Annotated in this window: 17 protein-coding genes and 2 pseudogenes; 7 read left to right on the top strand and 12 right to left on the bottom strand. The window is 61.2% G+C overall.

Going from position 1 to position 21,216, the window contains the following annotated elements:
- Nucleotides 1-289: 289 nt before the first annotated feature.
- A complete protein-coding gene (locus tag ACTUWL_RS29785) occupies nt 290-1,261 on the bottom strand; it encodes an AraC family transcriptional regulator (protein ID WP_106940035.1) in 972 nt (323 codons plus the stop codon).
- A gap of 513 nt (nt 1,262-1,774) precedes the next feature.
- On the opposite strand from ACTUWL_RS29785, the gene ACTUWL_RS29780 reads away from it, so the two are divergent.
- Together ACTUWL_RS29780 and ACTUWL_RS29775 are read left to right on the top strand one after the other, a co-directional pair.
- Nucleotides 1,775-1,987, top strand: a complete 213-nt coding sequence (locus ACTUWL_RS29780) for a hypothetical protein (protein WP_146160325.1) — start codon at nt 1,775-1,777, stop codon at nt 1,985-1,987.
- Between the two features lie 46 nt (nt 1,988-2,033).
- Entirely contained in the window at nt 2,034-3,707 is a 1,674-nt protein-coding gene (locus ACTUWL_RS29775) for a methyl-accepting chemotaxis protein (RefSeq protein ID WP_021077703.1), read from the top strand.
- Here ACTUWL_RS29775 and ACTUWL_RS29770 read toward each other — a convergent pair.
- The 3 genes from ACTUWL_RS29770 to ACTUWL_RS29760 all read right to left on the bottom strand — a co-directional run bounded on the left by ACTUWL_RS29770 (nt 3,704) and on the right by ACTUWL_RS29760 (nt 7,449).
- Nucleotides 3,704-3,964 carry a hypothetical protein gene (locus ACTUWL_RS29770; RefSeq protein ID WP_021077704.1) on the bottom strand — a complete coding sequence of 87 codons (261 nt, stop codon included), beginning with the start codon at nt 3,962-3,964 and terminating at the stop codon, nt 3,704-3,706. The two genes, ACTUWL_RS29775 and ACTUWL_RS29770, sit on opposite strands and share 4 nt — an antisense overlap.
- Before the next feature lie 405 nt (nt 3,965-4,369).
- Nucleotides 4,370-6,379 carry an SPFH domain-containing protein gene (locus ACTUWL_RS29765; protein ID WP_021077705.1) on the bottom strand — a complete coding sequence of 670 codons (2,010 nt, stop codon included), beginning with the start codon at nt 6,377-6,379 and terminating at the stop codon, nt 4,370-4,372.
- Nucleotides 6,380-6,594: 215 nt separating this feature from the next.
- Nucleotides 6,595-7,449, bottom strand: coding sequence for an SDR family NAD(P)-dependent oxidoreductase (locus tag ACTUWL_RS29760; protein WP_021077706.1), 855 nt, complete (start codon nt 7,447-7,449; stop codon nt 6,595-6,597).
- A gap of 270 nt (nt 7,450-7,719) precedes the next feature.
- Between ACTUWL_RS29760 and ACTUWL_RS29755 the strand changes: the two genes are divergently transcribed.
- Nucleotides 7,720-9,468 carry an adenylate/guanylate cyclase domain-containing protein gene (locus ACTUWL_RS29755; RefSeq protein WP_021077707.1) on the top strand — a complete coding sequence of 583 codons (1,749 nt, stop codon included), beginning with the start codon at nt 7,720-7,722 and terminating at the stop codon, nt 9,466-9,468.
- An 880-nt stretch (nt 9,469-10,348) separates the two neighbouring features.
- Here ACTUWL_RS29755 and rpoH read toward each other — a convergent pair.
- The 7 genes and pseudogenes from rpoH to ACTUWL_RS29720 form a co-directional block, all read right to left on the bottom strand.
- Nucleotides 10,349-11,254, bottom strand: a complete 906-nt coding sequence (gene rpoH / locus ACTUWL_RS29750) for an RNA polymerase sigma factor RpoH (protein ID WP_021077709.1) — start codon at nt 11,252-11,254, stop codon at nt 10,349-10,351.
- Nucleotides 11,255-11,329: 75 nt separating this feature from the next.
- The gene (locus tag ACTUWL_RS29745; protein WP_021077710.1) at nt 11,330-11,836 is read right to left on the bottom strand and encodes a hypothetical protein; all 507 of its coding nucleotides are present in this window, start codon (nt 11,834-11,836) and stop codon (nt 11,330-11,332) included.
- 18 nt (nt 11,837-11,854) lie between these two features.
- On the bottom strand, nt 11,855-12,175 hold the full coding sequence (locus tag ACTUWL_RS29740) for a hypothetical protein (protein WP_021077711.1): 321 nt from the start codon (nt 12,173-12,175) through the stop codon (nt 11,855-11,857).
- A 70-nt stretch (nt 12,176-12,245) separates the two neighbouring features.
- Entirely contained in the window at nt 12,246-12,698 is a 453-nt protein-coding gene (gene hspD / locus ACTUWL_RS29735; RefSeq protein ID WP_021077712.1) for a small heat shock protein HspD, read from the bottom strand.
- Nucleotides 12,699-13,005: 307 nt separating this feature from the next.
- Nucleotides 13,006-14,145 (bottom strand): amidohydrolase/deacetylase family metallohydrolase, encoded by a 1,140-nt coding sequence (locus ACTUWL_RS29730; RefSeq protein WP_021077713.1) that lies wholly within the window; start codon nt 14,143-14,145, stop codon nt 13,006-13,008.
- A gap of 59 nt (nt 14,146-14,204) precedes the next feature.
- A complete protein-coding gene (locus tag ACTUWL_RS29725; protein WP_021077714.1) occupies nt 14,205-16,136 on the bottom strand; it encodes a cyclic nucleotide-binding and patatin-like phospholipase domain-containing protein in 1,932 nt (643 codons plus the stop codon).
- A 182-nt stretch (nt 16,137-16,318) separates the two neighbouring features.
- Nucleotides 16,319-16,762, bottom strand: a pseudogene (locus ACTUWL_RS29720) (alcohol dehydrogenase catalytic domain-containing protein); the annotation flags it as partial.
- A gap of 145 nt (nt 16,763-16,907) precedes the next feature.
- On the opposite strand from ACTUWL_RS29720, the gene ACTUWL_RS29715 reads away from it, so the two are divergent.
- The 3 genes from ACTUWL_RS29715 (at nt 16,908) to ACTUWL_RS29705 (ending at nt 19,156) form a co-directional block, all read left to right on the top strand.
- Nucleotides 16,908-17,414: a hypothetical protein gene (locus ACTUWL_RS29715; RefSeq protein WP_021077716.1), complete on the top strand. Its 507-nt coding sequence runs from the start codon at nt 16,908-16,910 to the stop codon at nt 17,412-17,414.
- A gap of 176 nt (nt 17,415-17,590) precedes the next feature.
- A complete protein-coding gene (locus ACTUWL_RS29710; protein WP_021077717.1) occupies nt 17,591-18,208 on the top strand; it encodes a PilZ domain-containing protein in 618 nt (205 codons plus the stop codon).
- A 333-nt stretch (nt 18,209-18,541) separates the two neighbouring features.
- Nucleotides 18,542-19,156: a transglutaminase-like cysteine peptidase gene (locus tag ACTUWL_RS29705; protein ID WP_021077718.1), complete on the top strand. Its 615-nt coding sequence runs from the start codon at nt 18,542-18,544 to the stop codon at nt 19,154-19,156.
- Nucleotides 19,157-19,297: 141 nt separating this feature from the next.
- Here the strand turns inward: ACTUWL_RS29705 and ACTUWL_RS29700 are convergent.
- Nucleotides 19,298-19,659: pseudogene (locus ACTUWL_RS29700) on the bottom strand (hypothetical protein); the annotation flags it as partial.
- A gap of 200 nt (nt 19,660-19,859) precedes the next feature.
- Here ACTUWL_RS29700 and ACTUWL_RS29695 point away from each other — a divergent pair.
- Nucleotides 19,860-21,215 (top strand): MBOAT family O-acyltransferase, encoded by a 1,356-nt coding sequence (locus ACTUWL_RS29695; protein WP_021077719.1) that lies wholly within the window; start codon nt 19,860-19,862, stop codon nt 21,213-21,215.
- Nucleotide 21,216: the final 1 nt, after the last annotated feature.

The raw sequence follows: 21,216 nt of genomic DNA, 5'->3' as shown, positions 1-21,216 counted from the left end.
TCTAGCTTTCGGGTGAGCTGATGTCAGGTGGACCGCCACGGGCGGTTTGTGACCAACGCGGACGAAGCGTAGTTCACAGTTCCCTGCTTGTTCTCACCCGATCATGGGTCTGTCCGCACTTGACCCCGTGTGTCCTGGTTTGAATCTCGCAGTGTCCTAAATCACTTAGCGACACCGTTTAGGCTGTTATACTGACCGCAGTGCTCATGACGATTTTTATGGGGTGGCAAACTCGTTCCCTACGGGGTTCTCCGTAAGGAAAAGCCCGGATTCTCCGCGGCGGACGGTATCACAATCGTCCCCTAGCCTGTCTCAAGGTTTCGGAGGGCAGTTCTCCAATGAGCCGAGCGTATTCGAAGGAAAAGCGGCCAAGGTTCTGGAATCCGCACCTTAACGCCACGCCGGTTACAGTCGTCAGTTCATCCGGCTGCCTCAAACATTCCGCGGCGCGCTGGAGTCGTATGCGCTTGGCGAATTGCGCCGGCGAGCCATGACCTGCAAGCGCAAATTCTCTAAACATTGTCCGTGCACTGACGTTGGCAACGCTGGCAAGTTTCACGGCGTCGATAGGCTTGTCCCAATTCGTCTCAATGAATGTTTCGACGATATTGACCACCGAGCGATTCGCGCGAGGAGGCGTGCCCTGCAGCCGATCCGTGAAGTTGTGCCGGTGCGCCAGCAAGAACCTTAAGATCAGGCTTCGCTCCAACTCGGCCAGAAGCATGGGCGAACATTCTGGACCAAATGTTTCCAGATCCTGGGCCAGCTGAAAAACACCCTGGCGAACGAACGACATCTGCCTCGAATCAGGGGCGTCGCCGGAGAATGTCAATTTCCGGTCGCTGGCATCTCCTAGCAGGCTCTTCAACGAGCGTTCGAGAGCTTTCGCATCTACCCTGACCACCAACTGCCGGTAGCCAGCTTCAAAATCGAGCCGAAGCCTGGACTCAGCCGATACAAATGGACTCCAAGCTCCGATCGGCTCGCTCCTGTTCGCAGTGCTGAATTTCGCGTCCCCCTGAATTGAAAAAAACTGCCGGACAAAATCCGCCTCCGGAAAGGACAGGGAAACAGCGCTGTTATAAGAGCAGAACGCCAACCCGATCGACGTCAGCTGTGCAAAATTAGCGCGGATACCAAAGCCGTCGTTCCGTGCTTCGAAACCGGTTGCGCCGTAAGCAGAATAAAGCTTGTCGCGTGCAAACTCGCTGTCGCGCGAGTGCACCACGGGGTAACGCTCGAGATATGCGAGGCCGCGCAAGTCGAATCCTGCTCCGCCCCGAATATTACGTCGTCGGACGAGTTTTTCCAGCAATCTCAAATTGCACAGCGGAAGATGGATCGCTGGCCATCCTGTGCCACGTGCTGGCCGGAAACTGCCAATTCCGGCTGATCCGCTGACATGCGACAGACTCACCCGCGAACTGCGCTTGCTGAACGCGATGGGCGCAGTCGGATTGGCAGGAAATGTACAAATCCCGGTTTAACCGAATGCATCTAACGTTTGGAATGCATTCGTCACCAGCGCCGTACGTTGGAAAACCTGCGCGCCCACACTGCGCGACAATCCGTGTCGACGGCCGCGAGTGGCACGATGACCGACTTTTGACGGTGTTGAGTTGATCGGTCTCGCTCAAATTGAGCGCGATCGGCGCAACGCCATAACTGAGGTGAGAAATAGGCCTTGGCTCAAGTGGTTCAATTCCCCCGAATTCGCCAATCGCTGCAGCCCGGACGCAGGCCCCGGCCGCAGATGACGGATGCTCTCGGGAGCATGTCGGTTGCGCTGTCCGTTGTCCGCGATGCGCCAATGGAAACGAAGGAAGATGTTCGCAAGGCAATACTCCTTCTCGATCTCGTAAATACGCAGGCCCGGCTGCTCGCTCGTGATCTCGGCGACACTGCCGCCCGCGAACTGATTCTGGCCAACGCCGCACTCGTTGCAGAATGGCTTGAGGTCGCCCGCAGCGCGACATCGAAAACGTGAAGCGCCTTCCCATCAATGACGAAACTCACGGAATCGGAGACAAACCATGTTTAGCCGTAACCTAGGCGCTGACCGCCTTGCTCTCCTCGCGGCCAAAACAATCGGCGCCAGCATCATGGTGGCGGACCAGAACCTCAACATCGTCTACATGAACGACGCCGTCGTTGAGCTTCTGCGCGAAGCGGAATCTGATCTTAAGAAGGAGCTGCCGCAGTTCAGCGTCGACACGCTGATCGGAAGCAATATCGATATCTTTCACAAGAACCCGAGCCATCAGCGACGCATGCTGGAGGGTCTCAGCGCCAAGCATCGCGCGACCATCAAAGTAGGTCAGAGGACGTTCGACCTGTTGGCATCGCCGCTGTTGCAGGCTGACGGACGCCGGGTCGGCTTCGTCGTTGAATGGGCCGACGCGACGGTACGCCTGCAAAACCTGAATTATGCGGCCCAAGCCTCGGCTGCCGGCCGAGCGCAGGCGGTGATCGAATTCAATCTCGACGGCACCATCGTGACCGCTAACGAAAACTTCCTAAATGCCTTGAGCTATTCTCTGGGCGAAATTCGGGGCAAACACCACAGCATGTTCATGCCGATTGAGGAGCGGGATAGCGCAGCCTACCGCGAATTCTGGGCCTCGCTCAATCGTGGTGAATACCAGGCCGCCGAATACAAGCGGATCGGAAAGGGAGGCAAGGAGGTATGGATCCTTGCGTCCTACAATCCGGTTCTTGATGAAAAGGGCAAGCCCTTTAAGGTTGTCAAGTTCGCGACCGATGTCACGAACCAAAAACTGCGGAATGCCGACCTGTCCGGCCAGATCGACGCGATCAGGAAGTCTCAGGCCGTCATCGAGTTTAAATTGGACGGAACCATCGTTGAAGCCAACGACAATTTCCTGCAGGCCCTCGGTTACTCCCTTGGCGAGATCAAGGGGCAACACCACAGCATGTTTGTGGAGCACGTGGAGCGCACCAGCGCCGAGTATCGCGAATTCTGGACGTCGCTCAATCGGGGCCAGTTCCAAGCCGGAGAGTACAAGCGCATCGGCAAGGGAGGCAAAGAAGTTTGGATTCAAGCTTCTTACAATCCAATCTTTGATCTCAACGGCAAGCCGTTCAAGGTCGTTAAATACGCCAGCGATGTTACGAGCCAGGTCCTGACGCGCATAGGAAACGAACGCGTCCGTAACATGATGGAGTCGGTTGCAGCAGGATCAGAAGAGCTCAATGCTTCAGTGCGGGAAATCTCCGAAGCGATGACCAAATCGCGGGAGACCGCTTTGGGGGCCGTCGAGCAGGTCGCCACGGCAGATGCACAAGCACAGCGTCTTTCCAACGCCGCGCAGGCGATGAGCGGCATCGTCGAGATGATCAACAACATTACTGGCCAGATCAATCTCCTTGCACTGAATGCGACTATCGAGTCTGCCCGTGCAGGTGAGGCTGGCCGTGGCTTTGCGGTGGTGGCGTCCGAGGTCAAGAGTCTCGCCAATCAAGCCAAGCAAGCGACCGACAAGATCGCTCAAGAGATCGGCAGCCTCAATGGCATTTCGGCGGATGTGGTGAACGCGCTGAATTCGATCAAGCAAGCAATCAACAGCGTCAGCGAGTACGTTACCTCGACGGCGGCTGCTGTCGAGGAGCAATCTACGGTGACCAACGAGATGTCTAGCAGCATGCAGCGCGCCGCCGCCGAGGCAGCAGCGATTGCGCGTGGCTAGACAGGCTGCTGCACGTCGAACGAAGATGCCGGGCCGTTGCCGCTGGAAATAGCCAATTCTGCTTCCACGCAATGGTCCTCCGGCTCTGGCTTCCCACATTCGTCGAGTCGGAACTGGATCGGCCGAGTCTGCATCTCGAAGCTAATCTCGTCCCAACCTTCTGCTTCGTTGATCCAAAACGAGGCGTCTTCATTTTCAAATACTGCGCGCTGGCGGCAAAAGCTGGCCATTGCTTGGCAATAAGCAAGCATATCCATTACGCATGCTCCCACCTGTCAATCACTCTGGGCGAATTGCGCGACCTACCTATCTTGGCGCGACTGTCGTGACAACGGCTTCTGTCGAACTTGGCACGAACCGAACAACATTGGCACCAACCGGACTAGATGTTAGCTTTCAGGAGGTGTCCATCGAGCAGTATCTCGCGCTGCCCGAACGGGTGGATGCTGCTAAGTTCGCTATCCGGGAATACGGCGAGCACCTCGTGCCGAGGCTCGGATGCCGCATTTTGAGATCAAGCAACCGCAGAACCGGTCCACCTCTCCCCGTAGTGGAGAGGTGGATTTGCGCAGCAAATTTGGTGAGGGGTCGCAGCTCCAGCGAGGGACCGTAACCCCACCGGCGCTTCGCGTCGACCTCTCCCTTGGGAGAGGTGCCTCGCCTTACTGCCCGTTGGTCCGGCGTGCGGCCTTCGGCGCTTCGTCCTTCAGCTTCTCCAATGCGCCGGGCATCATCTGGCCGAACATCGAGCTCAGCATCGCGGTCGGGATCAGGCCGGCGCTGCTGCCTTCCTGCCCCTGCCCGCCCGACATCAGGAATTGCGGCACCAGGGGCTGGTTGATCCGCGTCAGCGCCTCGGCGAATTTTGCAAAATTCTGCTCGGCAAGCCGGTATTCCGGCCCGCCATAGGCATCGACCGCGAGCTTGGTCGCCTGCGCGTTGGCGGTGCCGACCGCCAGCACGCGGTCGGCCTCGCCCTGGCCTTCGAGCCGCGACTGCTCGCCGACCGCGGCCGCGGTCACCTTGCGCGTCTCGGCATCCTTTTGCGCGCGGGCCAGCGCCGCCGCACCCTCGTTCTCGTTGACCTTGACCTGGATCAGCGATTGCGTCAGCGCCGACTGCGCCGCCGCCGTCGCCTTGGCTTCGTTCAACGCGCGTTCCTGCACCGCGGCCTTCTCCTGCTCCTGATAGGTCTCGATCTGCTCGCGCGCGATCTGGCGCGAACGCAGCTGGATCAGGATGTTCTCGATGGTGTGGTCGCCGGGAGCTGCGCGCGGCGTGCCGATCAACACCTCCTGAAGGTCGAGCGAATAGCTCTCGAACCTCGCCTTCATGTCGTGCGCCGCCTCCTCCTGGATCGCGGCGCGGTTCTGCAACAGCTCGATCAAGGTCATCTTCTGCGCGATGTTCTTGAAGAACGCAGAGACCATCGGGTCGAGCGTCTGCTCGACCAGCTTCTTCACGTCGCCGAAGCGCTGGATGATCATCGGCGCCTTCTTGTAGTCGATATGCATCACCACCGAGAGCGGCAGCGTCGGCTCGAACGCATCCTTCGTGATCAGCGAGATCTCCGACAGGTTCTCGTCGAGCTTCATCGCGCCGACCTCGCCGCGCATCCATTTCAGGATGAAGTTGACGGTCGGGATCACCTCGATCTTGCCGGCGTAGGTGTTGAAGGCGTATTTGCCCGGCAACAGCGGCTCCTTCCAGACGCCGCGGCTGCCGTTCAGCACCAGTTCGCCATGGCGATATTGCTCGCCCGAGACGTCGTCGGTGCGCGGACCAGTGTAGAAGATGACGACGCCGACATTACCGACCGGGATCACCGTCTTCGGCACCGCCTCGACGGTCGCGAACAGGCGGTTGATGTACCAGGTGCCCTCGACGATGACCTGGAGCTGACGGCCGCGATAGCCGCCGGCGCTCAGGAATTTCTCCGGCTCCTGGAAATTGTTGTGGAAGGTCGCAGCATCCCGCAGCGCGATGCCGACCTCGGGCGCGATGATCTCGCCCGGAGGCAGCGACGGGCCGTCATGCACGGTGACGATGCCGACCAGATCGTGATCGGCCGCCAGCACGACCGGAGCAAAGCCCCAGCGCTCGGTGATGGTGAGCTGCATGCTCTCGAGCACGCCGCGCTCACGCTCGCTCAGGGCGTGACCGTAGACGCGCTCGTCGGTGATGACGGCGAACTGCGTGGTGTTGATCGCATAGGTACCCTCGCGCAGGATCTTGCGCTGCGGGCCCTTCTGGCCGCCGCCGAGCAGGAAGCGGCGTGCGTCCTGGAAGTCCGACTTGTCCTCGGTGTCGTTGGCACCGAGCACCTGCGACGGCTCCAGCGGCGCGCCGTCGCGCGCGAACACATAGGCGATCTTGCCCTGGCCGACGGTCACGAGGTCCGAGCGGTGGATCCGGTACATGAAGGGAAACATCACGTGCAGGCCGCCGCGCAGCACCTCCGGCTCATAACCGGCCTCGCCGTTCAGCGCGATGAAGCCGCCGCCGATCGAGCCCTTGATCGCCCACAGCTTCTCGACGATGCCGACCTGATTGTTGGGAATGTAGCGAAATACGTTCGATATCCGCAGCAGGATCACAAACGCGATCGCGACTGCGGTCCAAATGGCCGGTTGGGTTAAACCTGAGCCATTAAGAAAACCGAGGAAGTCCATAGTCCGTCTCCACAATTCGCAACTGGGCGGTTTGGGGACCCAAACCTGACCCAAGAATTGCGATGCGGACATGTGGAGCGGCCATGGCGGTGCAAGGCGTGAACATTATTCGCGCAGCCGATCTTTTTTTGATGACAGGATGAACCGCCTGACGACTCGCGCGACATCGACGCGCGCTGCAATTGCACATCATTCGCAGCGCGGACACCTTACGCTTAACGTTTCGGGTCACGCCCGCGGATATGGTCGAAGCCTTGCTTGATCGCGGCGAAGCGCGCGTCGACCACCGGTTCGAATTCGAGGTCGGTGAAGATATAGGGCCAATCGCTTTCGATGCCTTCGCGGACGAGTTCACCGACGTACATCGGATCGATACCATCGGAGATGCGTTGGCGGACCAGATTGATCCGCTCGGCAAGCGGGCCCGACGTCGGCAAAGGACGGGTCGCCCCCTCGAAGCGCTTGGGGAGATTGCGCGTGGAGTCCATGATGTGAGTGCGGATAAACCCGGGACACAGCACCGATACGCCGATCCCGCGCGGCGCGAGTTCGGGCCGCAGCCCCTCGGACAACGCGACGACGCCATACTTCGACACGTTGTAGGCCGTGCTTCCCCCTGAAATGATGCCGGCGAGCGAGGCCGTGTTGACGATGTGTCCACCCTCGCCGTGCTGCTCGATCAACGGCCCGAAAATCTCGATCCCCCAGATGGTCGCCATCAGGTTGACGCCCAGGGTCCAATTCCACGACGCGTCGGTCCAGGTGCCATAAGGCCCACCGCCGCCGACGCCCGCGTTGTTGACGAGGATATGCACCTTGCCGTAGCGAGCCGTCGTGGCTTCGGCGGCGGCGTGGAGTTCGGCTTTCAGTGAAACGTCCGCTTTCACGCCGTCGACATCGGCGTTGGTGCGCCTCAGTTGCTCGAGCGCCGTGGACAGGGCTGCTTCCTCAATATCGCAAAGCATGACCTTCGCGCCGGCCTGGGCGAGAGCGGTCGCGATCCCCAATCCAATGCCCGACGCTGCACCGGTCACGAACGCCGTCTTTCCAGCGAGGTCCTTCACGTGCATTCCCCCATGCAAGCGGACATCTTGTCCGCAACATGCCAAGCATCAGCGGGCGCCATATGACCGCACTTTCATGTGATTGGGAAGTATGCGGGACGTCCGCTCTTGGCCCCAAAGCCGACATCCGACCGGCCGGAGCTGACGTCAGCTTTTGACCCTGACCGGACATTGGCCCTAGCCGGACAACAGCCTGCCATGCTTTGATGCAGCGGGTCATTTTCCGATTTCGGAGGCCTTTTGACAGGCGGGCGCGTTGAACGGCGGTTAGCGGCAGTGCTTGCGGCGGATGTCGCTGGCTATAGCCGCCTCATGGGTGCCGATGAGGAGGGCACACTGGCCCGGCTAAAGGTTGTCAGAAATGCCGTGGTCGACCCCACCATCGCCGCTCATCGCGGCCGCATCGTCAAGACCACCGGTGACGGGTTGCTGGTGGAGTTCGCCAGCGCGGTGGATGCCGCTCGCTGCTCGGTTGAGATTCAGCGCGGCATGTCCAGTCAGAATGTGAATTTCCCAGAGCACCGCATCGATTTCCGGATCGGCATCCACGTCGGTGACATCATTTTTGACGACAACGATATTTTCGGCGACGGCGTCAATATCGCCGCGCGGCTGGAGAGTATTGCTGAGCCGGGCGGAGTTTGTATCTCCGATGACGCCTATCGGCAAATACGGGGCAAGGTCGAAATCGTCAGTGATGATCTTGGGCCTCAAAACCTGAAGAACATTGTGGAGCCGATGCGGGCGTGGCGGCTTCAGCTTGCTGATCAACACGTGGCGAGACCGCAACCGGGCTTGCATTCAGGCCAATCGCAAGCGCTCGCGATTCCCGACAAGCCGTCCATCGCCGTGTTGCCATTTCAAAACATGTCCGGCGATCCTGAGCAGGAGTATTTCGCGGACGGAATCGTCGAGGACATCATCACTGCACTGTCGCGCTTCAAGTCGCTGTTCGTCATCGCGCGCAATTCGAGCTTCACTTTCAAGGGTAAGGCGGTCGACATCAAGAAGGTCGGCCAGGAGCTGGGCGTTCGTTATGTGCTCGAAGGCAGCATCCGCAAGGCGGGAGCAAGGGTCAGAATAACCGGGCAGTTGGTCGATGCCGCGAGCAGCTCGCATCTGTGGGCAGACAAGTTCGATGGATCACTTGAAGATGTGTTCGGACTTCAGGACCGGATCACCACGAGCGTGGTTGCCGCGATTGCACCGAAGCTCGACCAGGCCGAGATTGAACGCTCTAAGCGAAAGCCGACCGAAAAGCTGGATGCCTATGATTACTATCTTCGCGGGCTTGCGGTTGTCGAAGGCGCAACCAAGGACGAGAACGAGGAAGCTCTTCGGCACTTCTACAAAGCCATCGAGATCGATCCCAATTTTGCACTAGCGCATGCGATGGTGGCGCGGTGCTTCACCCTACGCAAAGCAAACGGCTGGATGACAGATGTTGCAAAGGAATCAGCCGAGACCGCCAAAGTGGCCCGACGCGCGGCGGAGCTGGGAAGAGAAGACGCGGCAGTTCTGTCACGGGCCGGTTACGCTCTCGCGCGGGTTGCGTTCGAACCGGAGGAAGGCGCTGACCTTATCGAACGGGCGCTTGCGCTCAATCCGCATCTTTCCTCTGCATGGCAATACGGTGGCCTGCTCAAGGCATTTCGCGGAGAGCCGGAAACGGCGATTGAACATTTGGCTCACGCTATGCGACTGAGCCCGCTCGATCCCAGTCTCTACTCGATGCAGACGGCTATGGCGCTCGCCCATTTCGTTGCCGGCCGATATGACGAGTCGGTTTTTTGGGCTGAAAAAGCCTCGCGGGAGGATCCGAACTTCTTGCCCGCCATTAGAATTATCGCGACTAGCGCCGGAAATTCCGGTCAACTGGAGCAAGCCCAGAAAGCGGCAAAGCGAGTGCTGGAAATAGATCCTGCATTTAGAGTATCTAGTGTGGCCGATCACGTACCGCTGCGCCGTCCCGACGATCTTGCTAGATATGCGGAAGGTCTACGACGCGCCGGATTGCCAGAATAGTCACGCGCCGCCTACGTTTTGCGTGTCCCGGCATCGTTGTGACGGTAGGCGCCACTTCCGCTCTTGGCCCCAAGCGGCCGACCCGGCATGTCCGCTGGATGTCGGCTCTTTGGGGTGAAGCCGACTTGATATACTCAGCCTGAGTTCTTCCGGTTTTGACCCATGGCGGACGATCCGCCGGTTCGTCAAATCCCGGACCCATTGTTGATCTGCCTGTGGCTCCCCACTTCCGTCAATTTTGGTCGTCATGTCAGATCCGGCATTTTCGCCAACGCGTAGCCGTGGAAGGTCACGCGATCATTTTTTAGTAATTTGCAGGACGGAAAAAATGAAAAGCGCAACGCTGTTTGCCCTTGGTCTGTTTGCGGCGGCAATCTGGTCACACGACAGTGCGAGATGTCAGACGTCGCCTTTCCCTCCGCTTTCGCTTGCGCCGCCGGCGTCGAATGAAGAGGCCGCATCTCCGGACGCAACCAACGCTCGGCCGCCGACGGCGACCGCCAAGGGTTCGGTGCCGCCCCGAGCCGCCCAAGATGTGCCACCACGCGCCGCTTCACGATCTGCGGCTGTCGAACACACACCGTCGCAGTCCGACCGCGCTTCGCCCGCACAAGCGATCAACAGGCCGTCGCCGTCTGCCGGGGCGGCCCCCGATTACGATGGCTTTAGCGTCGGCATCGACGATGCCCCCCCAAGCCGGACGACACGACCCGTCAGGTCGCACGAGGCAAGGCAGCCCAAGCTCAATCAAGCAGCAGATCATGTCTCGAGGCAACAGACGGCCAATCCCGGGAACGATGACGAGCTAAAGGGCAAGCTTACGATTTGCCGGGGCTGCAAGTAACAGCTGCCACTCGGGGCGGATGTTGGAATTGGCACGTTATTTTTTGCGGGAGGCTTCTTGCGATGCAAGAGTCCGGTGATGGCCTCCTGCCAGCATCGCGGACTGTACCTTTTCAAATGACCGTTGCTCGATCTGGCGGACGCGCTCGCGCGATATTCCGTACTCCGAGGCCAGCGCCTCGAGCTTCGGGGGATCTTCGCTCAAATAGCGTGCGGTGAAGATATGCCTTTCACGGGGGCTCAGCTTTTGAATGGCTGCAGACAAAGCCTGGCGCCGTTGAGCCAGCTCCTGGTCCTCGGCCAACGTCACGTCATGGGGAGGCGACGGATCAACCAGCCGTTCGAGGGCATCGCCGACGTCACCGGCATGGTTGTGGCGCAAATTCAGGGACAAGTCGCCACGCAAGCGTCGGTCCATGTTCACGACGTCACGTTCGGATACCCTGAGGTGCGCGGCGATCGTCTTGACCTGTTCTGGCCTCAGATCCCCCTCCTCCAAGGCGGAGATCGCACTCTTCGATTGCCTCAGTTTGAAGAATAACTTCTTCTGGGCAGCGTCCGCCGTGATCTTCACCAGCGACCAGGAGCGAAGAACAAAATCCTGGATCGTCGCCTTGATCCACCACATGGCATAGGTGGACAGGCGGACACCCCGCTCCGGATCGAATCGTCGCACGGCCTGCATCAGGCCGACATTGCCCTCGGAAATGACATCGGCAATGGGTAGCCCATACCCTCGATATCTCATGGCGATTTTCGCAACGAGACGCAGGTGGCTCGTCACCAAGCGATAAGCCGCTTCACGATCGCCGCGGTCTCGCCATCGCCGACCGAGGGTGGCCTCTTCGTCCTGAGAGAGGATCGGAAATTTTCGAATTTCCGTCAGATAGGTCGTCAGATCGGTGCCGAGCGACGGCAATCTCTGAGAAACAGCTCGAGACATTTCTCCCTCGCAGTGCTCAAAAATCTTCTCACATCTGCCGCGCTCTCGTAGCGGCAGAGCAACAGGATGCATCGTCTACAAAGCAGGATTACCGTCTGCCTCATGACGGCCAGAACGTCGGCCCTTTCGGTTGGAGCCATCGGTCTTTCGATCCGAACCGGACTCCAGAAGACGCAGGGCATCCACGATGTCGTCGAAGCTCCCAGCTCCATCGATCGTCTGGTTCGAGTCCCGATCGTCTTTCACGGCGCAGGCATCCACGGCCCAAGACGATAGAATGGCCCGTTTCTCGTACGATGTCAGGTCGCAATCATCGACAACGTCCATTGGATGGGCGAACGCCTCGGCTGGATGCAATAGCCCGGCCATCTCCAAGTCCGTCGTTCGTCGGCGATCCATCTGCAGCGAGAGGCGATCGGGAAACGTCTCGTGCAAAAGTGCCTCGACGGAGCGCTGCTCCTCCCTCATCCGGCGCGCGATATACGCTCGCTCCAGGTCCGACAGACGCGTCGCGAGCAGCCTGCGGTAGCGCCGAATATTGGTGCGATGGGTACGCAGGCGTTCAAGGTGTCCCTCGATCATCACTCGCCCCCTTTCATCTCAGGCAGCCAGGGCACGTTCGGTCGAGCGCAACCGGCAAGGCTTTCCACCCGGAGGATTTCGGGGTCCCCCGTCGAGTTCGCACAGGGCCTCGAGAATTTCATCGATCGATACGGGCTTCTTCAATCCGGCGGGCGAGCGAAGCGACGGGCATGATGCGATCGCGGATGCGTCAGACGCCCAGGATGCCAGAATCGCCCGCTTCTCGGCCGTCGTCAGGCCGGTGTGGCACACGACATCCCGGGGATGGTCGAAAGCGGTGCCGGGATGCAGGAGCGCGTTGAAGTCAAACACGTTGTCGTCAGCGGTCGTCGGCCGCATGATATCCTCCTTTGCATTGACGACGAGTGGCAGCCGCGCGAAGTCTCGCGCGGCGCCGGTCGGAGACGGCTCAGGCCGCCTTGGCTTCCAGCTTCTGGACGTTGTCACTCGGCACGCCGATTGCGATACGGCGCGGCTTCATGGCCTCAGGGATTTCCCGGACCAGCTCGATCTTGAGCAAGCCATTGTCGAACGCGGCGCTCTTGACCTGAACATAGTCGGCCAGATTGAACTGGCGCTTGAAGTTGCGGGTCGAGATGCCGCGATAGAGAAAATCGCGCTCGGCCTTGTCCGACTTGCTGCCCTCAATGGTGACCACGTTCTGCTCGGCCGTGATCGAGATCTCGTGGGGCGCAAAACCTGCAACCGCCAGCGAAATCTGGTAGCGGTCCTCGGAGAGCCTCTCGATATTGTAGGGCGGATAATTGTCCTCGCCGGCCCGCTGGGCCATTTCCGCGAGGTCAAAAAGGCGGTCGAAGCCAACGGTCGAACGCCAAAGGGGCGAGAAGTCATAAGTGCGCATAGCCAAATCCTCCAAAGAGCAAGATGGTTACGAGCGGCACCGGACACGACCGGTGCCCGTCTCAACGGTCCGGACCCACGAGGCTTCCGGACACCACCGTTCGGTGGCGACAAAAAAACTAGCAAAGTCGTTTTTGGTTTCAAGAGGGGGACCAAAAATTTTTATGGCTTTGGTCGGCCGAAACCGAAAGCACGCGGGCCAGGGTAACAAATGCCGGCTATCGCGGCCCTTAGCCGACACCACTTCAATCCGCCTTCGGTGCCGGCCTTTCGGGGAGAAGCCGATGCGGATTCCTTGAGCGTGCCCCCTACCTCGGATGCCACCAGCGTCCGCCGATCACGACGCCTTCGGATGCGATCCTGCGATCACCGGTCAGGTGCTCGCCGACGACGTCGACATAGTCGAATTGCCCTTGCCGGATCGAGAGCAGCGTGGCGTCGCCGACGCTGCCCGGCTTGAGGCTGCCGAGCTCCGGCCGCCGCAACGCCATCGCGGCATTGACGGTGGAGGCCGCGATCACGTCCGGCAGCGACATCCCCATGCAGAGGAATTTCGACATCGTCGTCACCTGGTCGAAGGCCGGGCCGTCGATGCAGAGCTGATGGATGTCGGACGAGATGGTGTCCGGATAAAAGCCGTTGGCGAGCATCGCGCGCGCGGTCTTGAAGGCGAACGAGCCCTTGCCATGGCCGATGTCGAACAGCACGCCGCGCTCGCGCGCTTCCAGCACCACCTTCTTCACGGTGCCCTGCGCGGTTGCCGGCGTATTGGGGAACGGGCGGAAGGCATGGGTCAGCACATCGCCCGGGCGCAGCCGCGCCAGCACCTCCTCATAGCTCGGCGGCGGATGGTCGATATGCGCCATCAGGGGCATGCCGACCTGCTCCGCCACTTCGAGCGCGATCTCGAGCGGCACCAGCCCCGAGGTGCCCGAGGCGAACAGACCGACCCGGACCTTGATGCCGACGATGAGGTCGCGATTCTCGTCCGCGACGCGCGCGGCATCGACCGGATTCATCAGGCGCAACTCCTCGCTTTCGCCGACCATCACCCGGTCGGAGAAGCCGAAGATGCCGGCATGCGAGACATGCAGATAGGCCAGGATGCGAACCTGGCTCGGCTCGATCACATGCTTGCGGAAACCCGCAAAGTTGCCCGGGCCGGCGCTGCCGGTATCGACCGAGGTTGTGACGCCCGAGGTCCGGCAGAATTCCTCCGCGTCGATGCCGAGCGAGGTGCCGCCCCAGTACACGTGAGTGTGCAGGTCGATGATCCCCGGCGAGACGATCTGCCCGGAGACGTCGCGCACGTCGGTCGCACCGTCGGCGGCCAGTCCCTGCCCGATCGCCGCGACCTTGCCGCCGGCAAAGGCGACGTCCGTCACCGCATCGAGCTTTTGCGACGGGTCGACCACCCGCCCGCCGCGCAGAATCAAATCGAAAGCCATCGTCATCTCCTGATTTCAGTCCGGGACGATGGTCGACTTCGGCGGTGCCTGCAAGCGGCTCAACCGACACGGGCCTGTTGGGAAACCGGCGCGGTCACTGTTGCATGATCCGCGCTACGGTCCGCATCCTTATCAACATCCTTGGCGGATGCGAAGATCGCCGCAATGGCCGGGTTGTGCGCAGCCTCGGAGACGGCAATGGTCTCGCGTGCCCAACGGTATGACGACTGGAATATCTCCTGATGGCGGTCGAAATCGGTGACATCGATGCCATCGGGCGTCGGCGGGCGCATCACCATGTCGAGCGGCGTGGTCGGCAGCGTATCGTAGCGCTGATGCGCGACGAGGCTTCGCCACAGCACGTTGACGGCGCTCGGCGCAGCCGGAAGCGCCTTGCGCCGGAACGGCATCAGCAGCGACGCGAGCAACTCGAACCTGCCCGGCAGCGCCGCGTAGTCGACATCGAACATCTCGGTCGCCGGCTCGCCGAAATGGACCACCAGATTGGGGCCGCTCTTCATCTGGTGCATCTGCGCCAGCGGAACGTTGTCGACGAGGCATCCGTCGACCAGCATCGAGCCGTCGTGGGTGTAGAACGGTGGCAGCAGGCCGGGAATGGCGCTGGATGCGCGCACCGCCTGCCACAGCAGGCCGGTCCGGATCAGTTCGAGGCTGTGCGTCGACAGATTGGTGGCGACTGCCGCGAACGGCCGCCAGCAATCCTCGATCCGGCAATTGTGGCCGTACTGATCGGCCAGCGCCGCATCGAAGGCCTTATGGTCGAGCAGCGCGTAGCGCGGCCAGGTCGGGCGGCGGAAGCTGCGGCTGGAGACGAAGATCTCATGCGTGCCGCGCTCGAGATGCTCGGCGTCGTAGTTCTTGGCAAAGCCTGCCGCCATCGCCGAACCGACGCTGGTGCCGACGAAGATGTCGAACATCGCGCCGCGCTCGCGAAACGCCTTGTAGACGCCGACATGCGCGGTGCCGAGGCTGCCGCCGCCGCCGGCGACGAACCCGACGGCGCGGCCGCACAGGAAGCGAACCAGGCTGTCGATATCGATCTGGTCCTCGAGCGCGACATGGTGGTGCATGAAGCACGGCAGCCGCGCGAGCCAGGCCGCGGTGCCGCTGACCTCGTTTTGCCTGATATCATGAACGCGCACGAGGCGCCGCGCCGGCGCCGGATGCACCCCGCAAGCAAAGCTTTCGAGCTGGGTGAGATCAGGCGCCGGCGCCTGGCCGCGGCAGGCGAACACGACGAGATCGGCCTGGCGGATGGTCTTTCGCGCCCATTCCGACGCTTCGGCGCCACCGAAATAGGCCACCAGCGGCACGTCATACTCGATCCGGTTGAGCCAGTCGGCGACTTCGGAGGCATCCAGCGCACGGCCGGGAAACATCGCCTGGACGCGCGCGAGGTCGACGATCTCGGCGCCGGCGGCGGCAAGGCCCTCGCGCAACCTTTGCTCGAAGGCGGCAGGGACCGGTTCGCGTCCGCCCGAAATCAGCGCGACGGTGCGTGCCTTCGGTGAGGCCCGGACCGGCAACAGCCGCGCGGTCTGGATCGCAAAGCGCTGTGCAAGCGCGGCCAGCAGCGCCTCGACGATCCCGGGCGTCTCCTCGACCAGCCGCGCATAGGCCGCCCGCGTCAGCACCAGCACGCTGCTGTCGCGGATCGCGATCACATTGGCGGTGCGCGGGATGTTGGCGAAGAAGCCGATCTCGCCGACCAGTTCGCCGGCGCGCAGCTCCGCAATCGGCTCGGGATGATCGGTCCGGTGCACCGCGAGCGCGCCGTGCAGCACCAGGAATAATGCATCCGAAGCACCGCCCTGCTCGACCAGCAGCTCGCCGCGAACCAGGTCGCGCCGGGTCATCGCGCCAAAGGCGATCAGCCGCTGCTCGGCGCTGAGTGTCCTGAACAGCGCGAAGTCCTCGGACAGGTTTCCCCACGCAAATGTTGCACGCGGCGGCACACGGTTCGATTGCATGATTAGATGTTAGCGCCGGGGCGCCGCCCCTGCGAGCGATATCACAGCATGATCGGCAGCACCCGGCCGCTATTCCCTTGGGGGCACTGCAACAGGAATAGCGACCTCACCCGACCAATTCGGGCCATGGCACGATGGTCGACTTCACCGTCTTCATCGCCATCGCGTCCGCCACCGCCATCGAGATCGACATAGACATAGACATATTCAGCCCAGCCGCCCCACATGTGCGGCGCCTTGTCGAAGCCGGGATCGCGGCCGCAATAGACCGGCGTCAGGCATTTGTTGGCGCTCTGCGGATAGTGGATGCAGTAATAGCAGCGGCTGCACGGCATCAAGGGCGGGATCATCACCTTCGATCCCACCTTGAGCGGCTTGCTCATGAAGTCCTCGGTGAACTCCGGGCAGCATTCGACGATCACGCCGCCGAGCTCATGGCCGAGCGTGAACGGCCAGGGCAGCGGCTTCGGCCAATGCCCTTTCAGGATGTGCAGGTCGGTTCCGCAAACGCCGCAGGCGCCGACCTTGATCAAGGCCGCCTTTTTGCCGACTTCCGGCCATGGCACGGTCCGGATTACGGGCTTGGCTCCAGGTCTGTCATGCGTGCAGACGCGGATCTGCTCCATCGGTTCGCCCTCCCTGTCCGTGTCGTTGGGCCGGGTTCGGCCGCACCGGCCTTAGGTCAGGACGATCGGGATGTCATGAAGGCCTGTCATGAAGACTTTCCTGACAGGCTTTGGCGGACGAGGCGCTTCAGCGGGGAACGACAGCATGAATCCTGGTATCGAAGGCATCGTCGGCATGTACGTCAAGCTGGGCGAGCTCGACACGCTGCAACGCATGAAGGAGCACCGGCAGAGCCTGCTCGACCAATGCGTCGACACTGCGAATTTCAACTTCGACGTGACGCGATCGATCTACCGGAGTGATCTCGAAGTGATCAAAGCCGGCATCGAGAAGCTCTCAGGCGAGATCACCGGCCATGTCGACGTGTTCAACGAGAACAGGATCGCCGGCTGGGCCTTGTACGACCAGCACCCCGACAAGCGGGTGACGATCGATATCTATTTCAACGGCGAGCTCGTCGCCGAGATCGTCGCCGATCAGTTCCGCAAGGACCTGCTCAAGCTCAACAAGGGCGACGGGCACCATGGCTTCATGTTCGAGCCGCCGAGCGGGTCCTATCAGCCGCCCTTGCAGCTCGAGATCCGCGCGGCGAAGCAAAAAGTGCTCAAGGCGGTGACGGTCGAGCCGGCGATCGACGCCGAGACCAAATAGGATGTGCGAGTAGACCGCAAGCTTCGGCCTCGCCTTGTTCGGGTACGGCGCATGTGAACTTCGCTGATCGCTCTAGCGCCGCGTCCGGGTTCCCTCCCACAACCGTAACGCCCCGTTAACCCTATCAGCTTTAGGGTCATCGGGGCTCCGAATGGACGGTGGCCGGGTTTGTCGTGATGTCGTTTGCACAGAAGAAAACTAACGTCGTCCCCGTAGCCGAGGAGCGGCGCCGCTTCCAGCGCGTCAAGGTGCACCTGCTCGGCCGCTACATGCTGCCCGACCGGCGCGAGTTTCCCTGCCAGATTATCAACATGTCGCCGGGCGGCCTCGCGCTGCTGGCGCCCGGTATCGGCAATGTCGGCGATCGCGTGATCGCCTATCTCGACCATATCGGCCGCGTCGAGGGCCGCATCACCCGCATCATCGACAACGGCTTTGCCATGACGATCGGCGCCACCGCGCGCAAGCGCGACAAGCTCGCCGCCCAGCTCACCTGGCTTGCCAACCGCGACATCCTCAACCTGCCCGAGGATCGCCGCCACGACCGTATCGTGCCGCGCAACCCGATCGCCCTGCTCACCCAGGAAGACGGTACGCGGATGACCTGCCGTATCATCGACCTTTCCTTGTCCGGTGCAGCCATTGCCGCCGAGAACCGCCCGCCGCTGAAGTCGCTGGTGATGCTCGGCCGGGTGCAGGCCCGCGTGGTGCGAAATCTCGAGGAAGGCTTCGCGCTCGAGTTCGTCCACGAGCAGTCCGCGGAAACCCTCGAAGAGAGCGTTACCGCGAGGTAAAGCGAAAAGCCGCTTCAGACCCCCGTTTTCAGCCTGCGAAGGCGGCCTCCGGTGCACCGGTGGCCGCCTTCGCCGCGTTTGGCACGGTGCAATCGGCGGTTAACGGCCGCGCGGTTTGGCGCAACAAACCGCGCTGGCGCAACACTTGCCGCGTTAATGCATAAAATTTGAATCAATTGCAGTTGTTTCAAATTTTACGCGAATTCGATTCAAGTACAGATCGAATTCGCCGCAGCTTTTACCAGTATTCGCGTCAAATCTACTTTGCGCACTTAGCGGCGGCGAAAAAACTTTGTGCGAAACGTGGTCCCAACAAGAAGAACGGGGGCCACAATGTTTGGGTTCAGGGGACAGGGGAAAGGTTTGGCGGTTGCCGCCATCCTGTTTGCGACGTGCGTGTCGGCCAAGGCCGGCGACGTGGTCTATGCCAGCCTGGGTGACGTCGCGCGTTCGCCGATCGGCTGGGTCGAATTCTGCGCCGACAATCCGGCCGAATGCCGCGGCGGCGCGACGCAACCACGCGACATCGTGATGTCGCAGACCGCCTGGCGTGACCTCGTGCGGGTCAACAAGTGGGTCAACGAATCCATCAAGCCGATGACCGACATGGATCATTGGGGCGTGATCGAGAAATGGTCGTTGCCGACCGACGGCTACGGCGACTGCGAGGACTACGTGCTCCTGAAGCGCAAGATGCTGATGGATGCCGGCTGGCCCCGCGAGGCGCTGCTGATCACGGTGGTCCGCGACAAGAAGGGCGAAGGCCACGCGGTGCTGACGGTGAAGACCGACAAGGGCGAGTTCGTTCTCGACAATCAGAACGAGAGCATCGTCGCCTGGACGGAGACCGGCTACCGCTTCGTCAAGCGGCAATCGCAGAGCGATCCCAATGTGTGGGTCTCGCTCGGTGACAACCGCCCCGCAGTTTCAACGGCCAGCTCGCGCTGAGCGGCAACAAGGAATCGAGTTCGCGACCCGGTCACATCCCCACCCCTCCCCGTCCCAGACCGGTTCGCGCGCGGCCAGGCTTCCCCCAAAGCCTGGCCGCAACCTTTTGCTGCATGCGAAAACACCGAAAATCCTTATGGATCATAGGTGTTTAGCGATCCACTCCGAAACGATTGGAGACGCAAAACCCAGGAACAGGCCGTAAACTTCCGACAGGACCGGGAAAAATCCGGGCAACACCGGCCGGCCGTTCAAATAGAACGGCCACACCACGTCCGCCCGTAGCGGCTCGGCTCGGTAATGACGGTATCACCCGGCACATCGATCCATTGCCCCTCGAGCCGCGCCCGGTAGCGCCCGTCGGGGGTGTCCCAGTCGACGTCAGACAGCGCGGTGCCGTCGGCGTCGCTGCAGCACCGCCCGCCGCCCGTGCTGGCGAGGCCCTCGAAACATCCCCTCAGCGGCGAGTTGGCGTAGCGGCCGTCAGAATCCCGCGCGGACGCCGGCGCGCCAGGTGAACAATGGCGACGAGCGCAGCGATGCCGATCGCAAAGCGCGACATAGTCTCATCCTTTGGTGGTTCCCGGCGCCTGTTGAAGGGCTTCAACTTCCAGTTGGCATGGTCCCTATACAGACCTAAAAGCGTCTCTTCTAAGAACTAGATCGATCCACTCGCGGTTCGGACGGCCGCAACCGGAGCGCGATGACCTTCACATCCTGGCAGTTTGGAATTTTCGTCAGCGCCGTTTTTGCAGTCTTTTACTTGCCGCCCCTGCGGCGCGCGCAGGTCCATATTCTGATCGCTGCGAGCGTCTTCTTTTACGGATACGGCCAGCCGGAACTGTTACCGCTGCTGTTAGTCGCCGTGGTCGGCACTTGGGCTTTCTTGGCTCTGTCGTTCCGGCGGCCCGCCTATACCGCGCTCGGCATTATCTTCAATCTCGGCCTGCTGGCGTTTTTCAAATACAAATTCCTGTTCTTTGCGCCGCCGGTCCAGACCGGCCAGGCCATCGGGGATTTCCTGCTCAACCTGCCGCTCCCGATCGGGATCTCGTTTTTCGTTTTCCACAATATCAGCCTGCTGGTCGACCTGCCGAAGCAAAAACGCGAAAGGAGCCTGTGGGAAGTGTTCCTCTATGTGATCTTCTTTCCGCAGCTGGTCTCCGGGCCGATCACGCAGGCCAAGAACTTCTTCCCGCAGATCAAGCCCAAGTCGATTGCCGAAGTGCCGTTCGTTGAGGCGGTACAGTGGCTGGTGCTGGGCTACTTTTTCAAGCTGTACGTCGCCAATAATCTGAATGAGATGACGTCCTACATGGCCTATCCGCTCTTTGAGACGGTGAAGGCCACTGATAAATGGCTGCTGTTGTTCCTCTACAGCTTCCAGATCTACGCCGACTTTTCCGGCTATTCGGCGATTGCGCTGGGCCTTGCATTGCTATTCGGGTACCGCCTGCCGGAGAATTTCAACCGGCCATACATCGCGACCTCGATCGCCGACTTCTGGCGCCGCTGGCATATCTCGCTGTCGAGCTGGCTACGGAACTACCTCTACATCCCGCTCGGCGGCAACAAGCACGGCAAGGCCCGCACCTACTTCAACCTGATGGCGACGATGGCTCTCGGAGGCCTCTGGCACGGTGCGGCCGTCAGCTATCTGGTGTGGGGCTTCATGCACGGCCTCCTGCTCGCAATCGAGCGGCGGTTCGTAGACCGGCTGGATGGCGCCAAGTCCCCCCTGCTGAACGCCGCCAGGGCTTTCGTCGTGTTCTTCGCCGTGTCGCTGTTGTGGATCCTGTTCAAGCTGCCGGACTTCGCGCACGCCGCAGCCTATTTTGTGGGACTATTCAGCAGCGACGAGGTACCGAACCCACCGAAGATCTATCGGAGCTTGGCGCTGGCCTATGCGCTGCCGGTGATCCTGCAACACTTCATCGTCCCCGGCCGGCCAAAGGGCTCGTGGGCGCGACGGCTCGAGCCGGTTTTCTACGGCGCGCTTGTCGCCCTGACCTTCGCCGAAGCCGGACCGGATTCCGCGTTCATCTATTTCCAGTTCTGAG

It is taken from the genome of Bradyrhizobium sp. WCU1, from assembly GCF_053474805.1.
The sequence above is the reverse complement of the archived record's forward strand: the minus strand, read 5'-3'. Positions and strand labels throughout refer to the sequence as shown.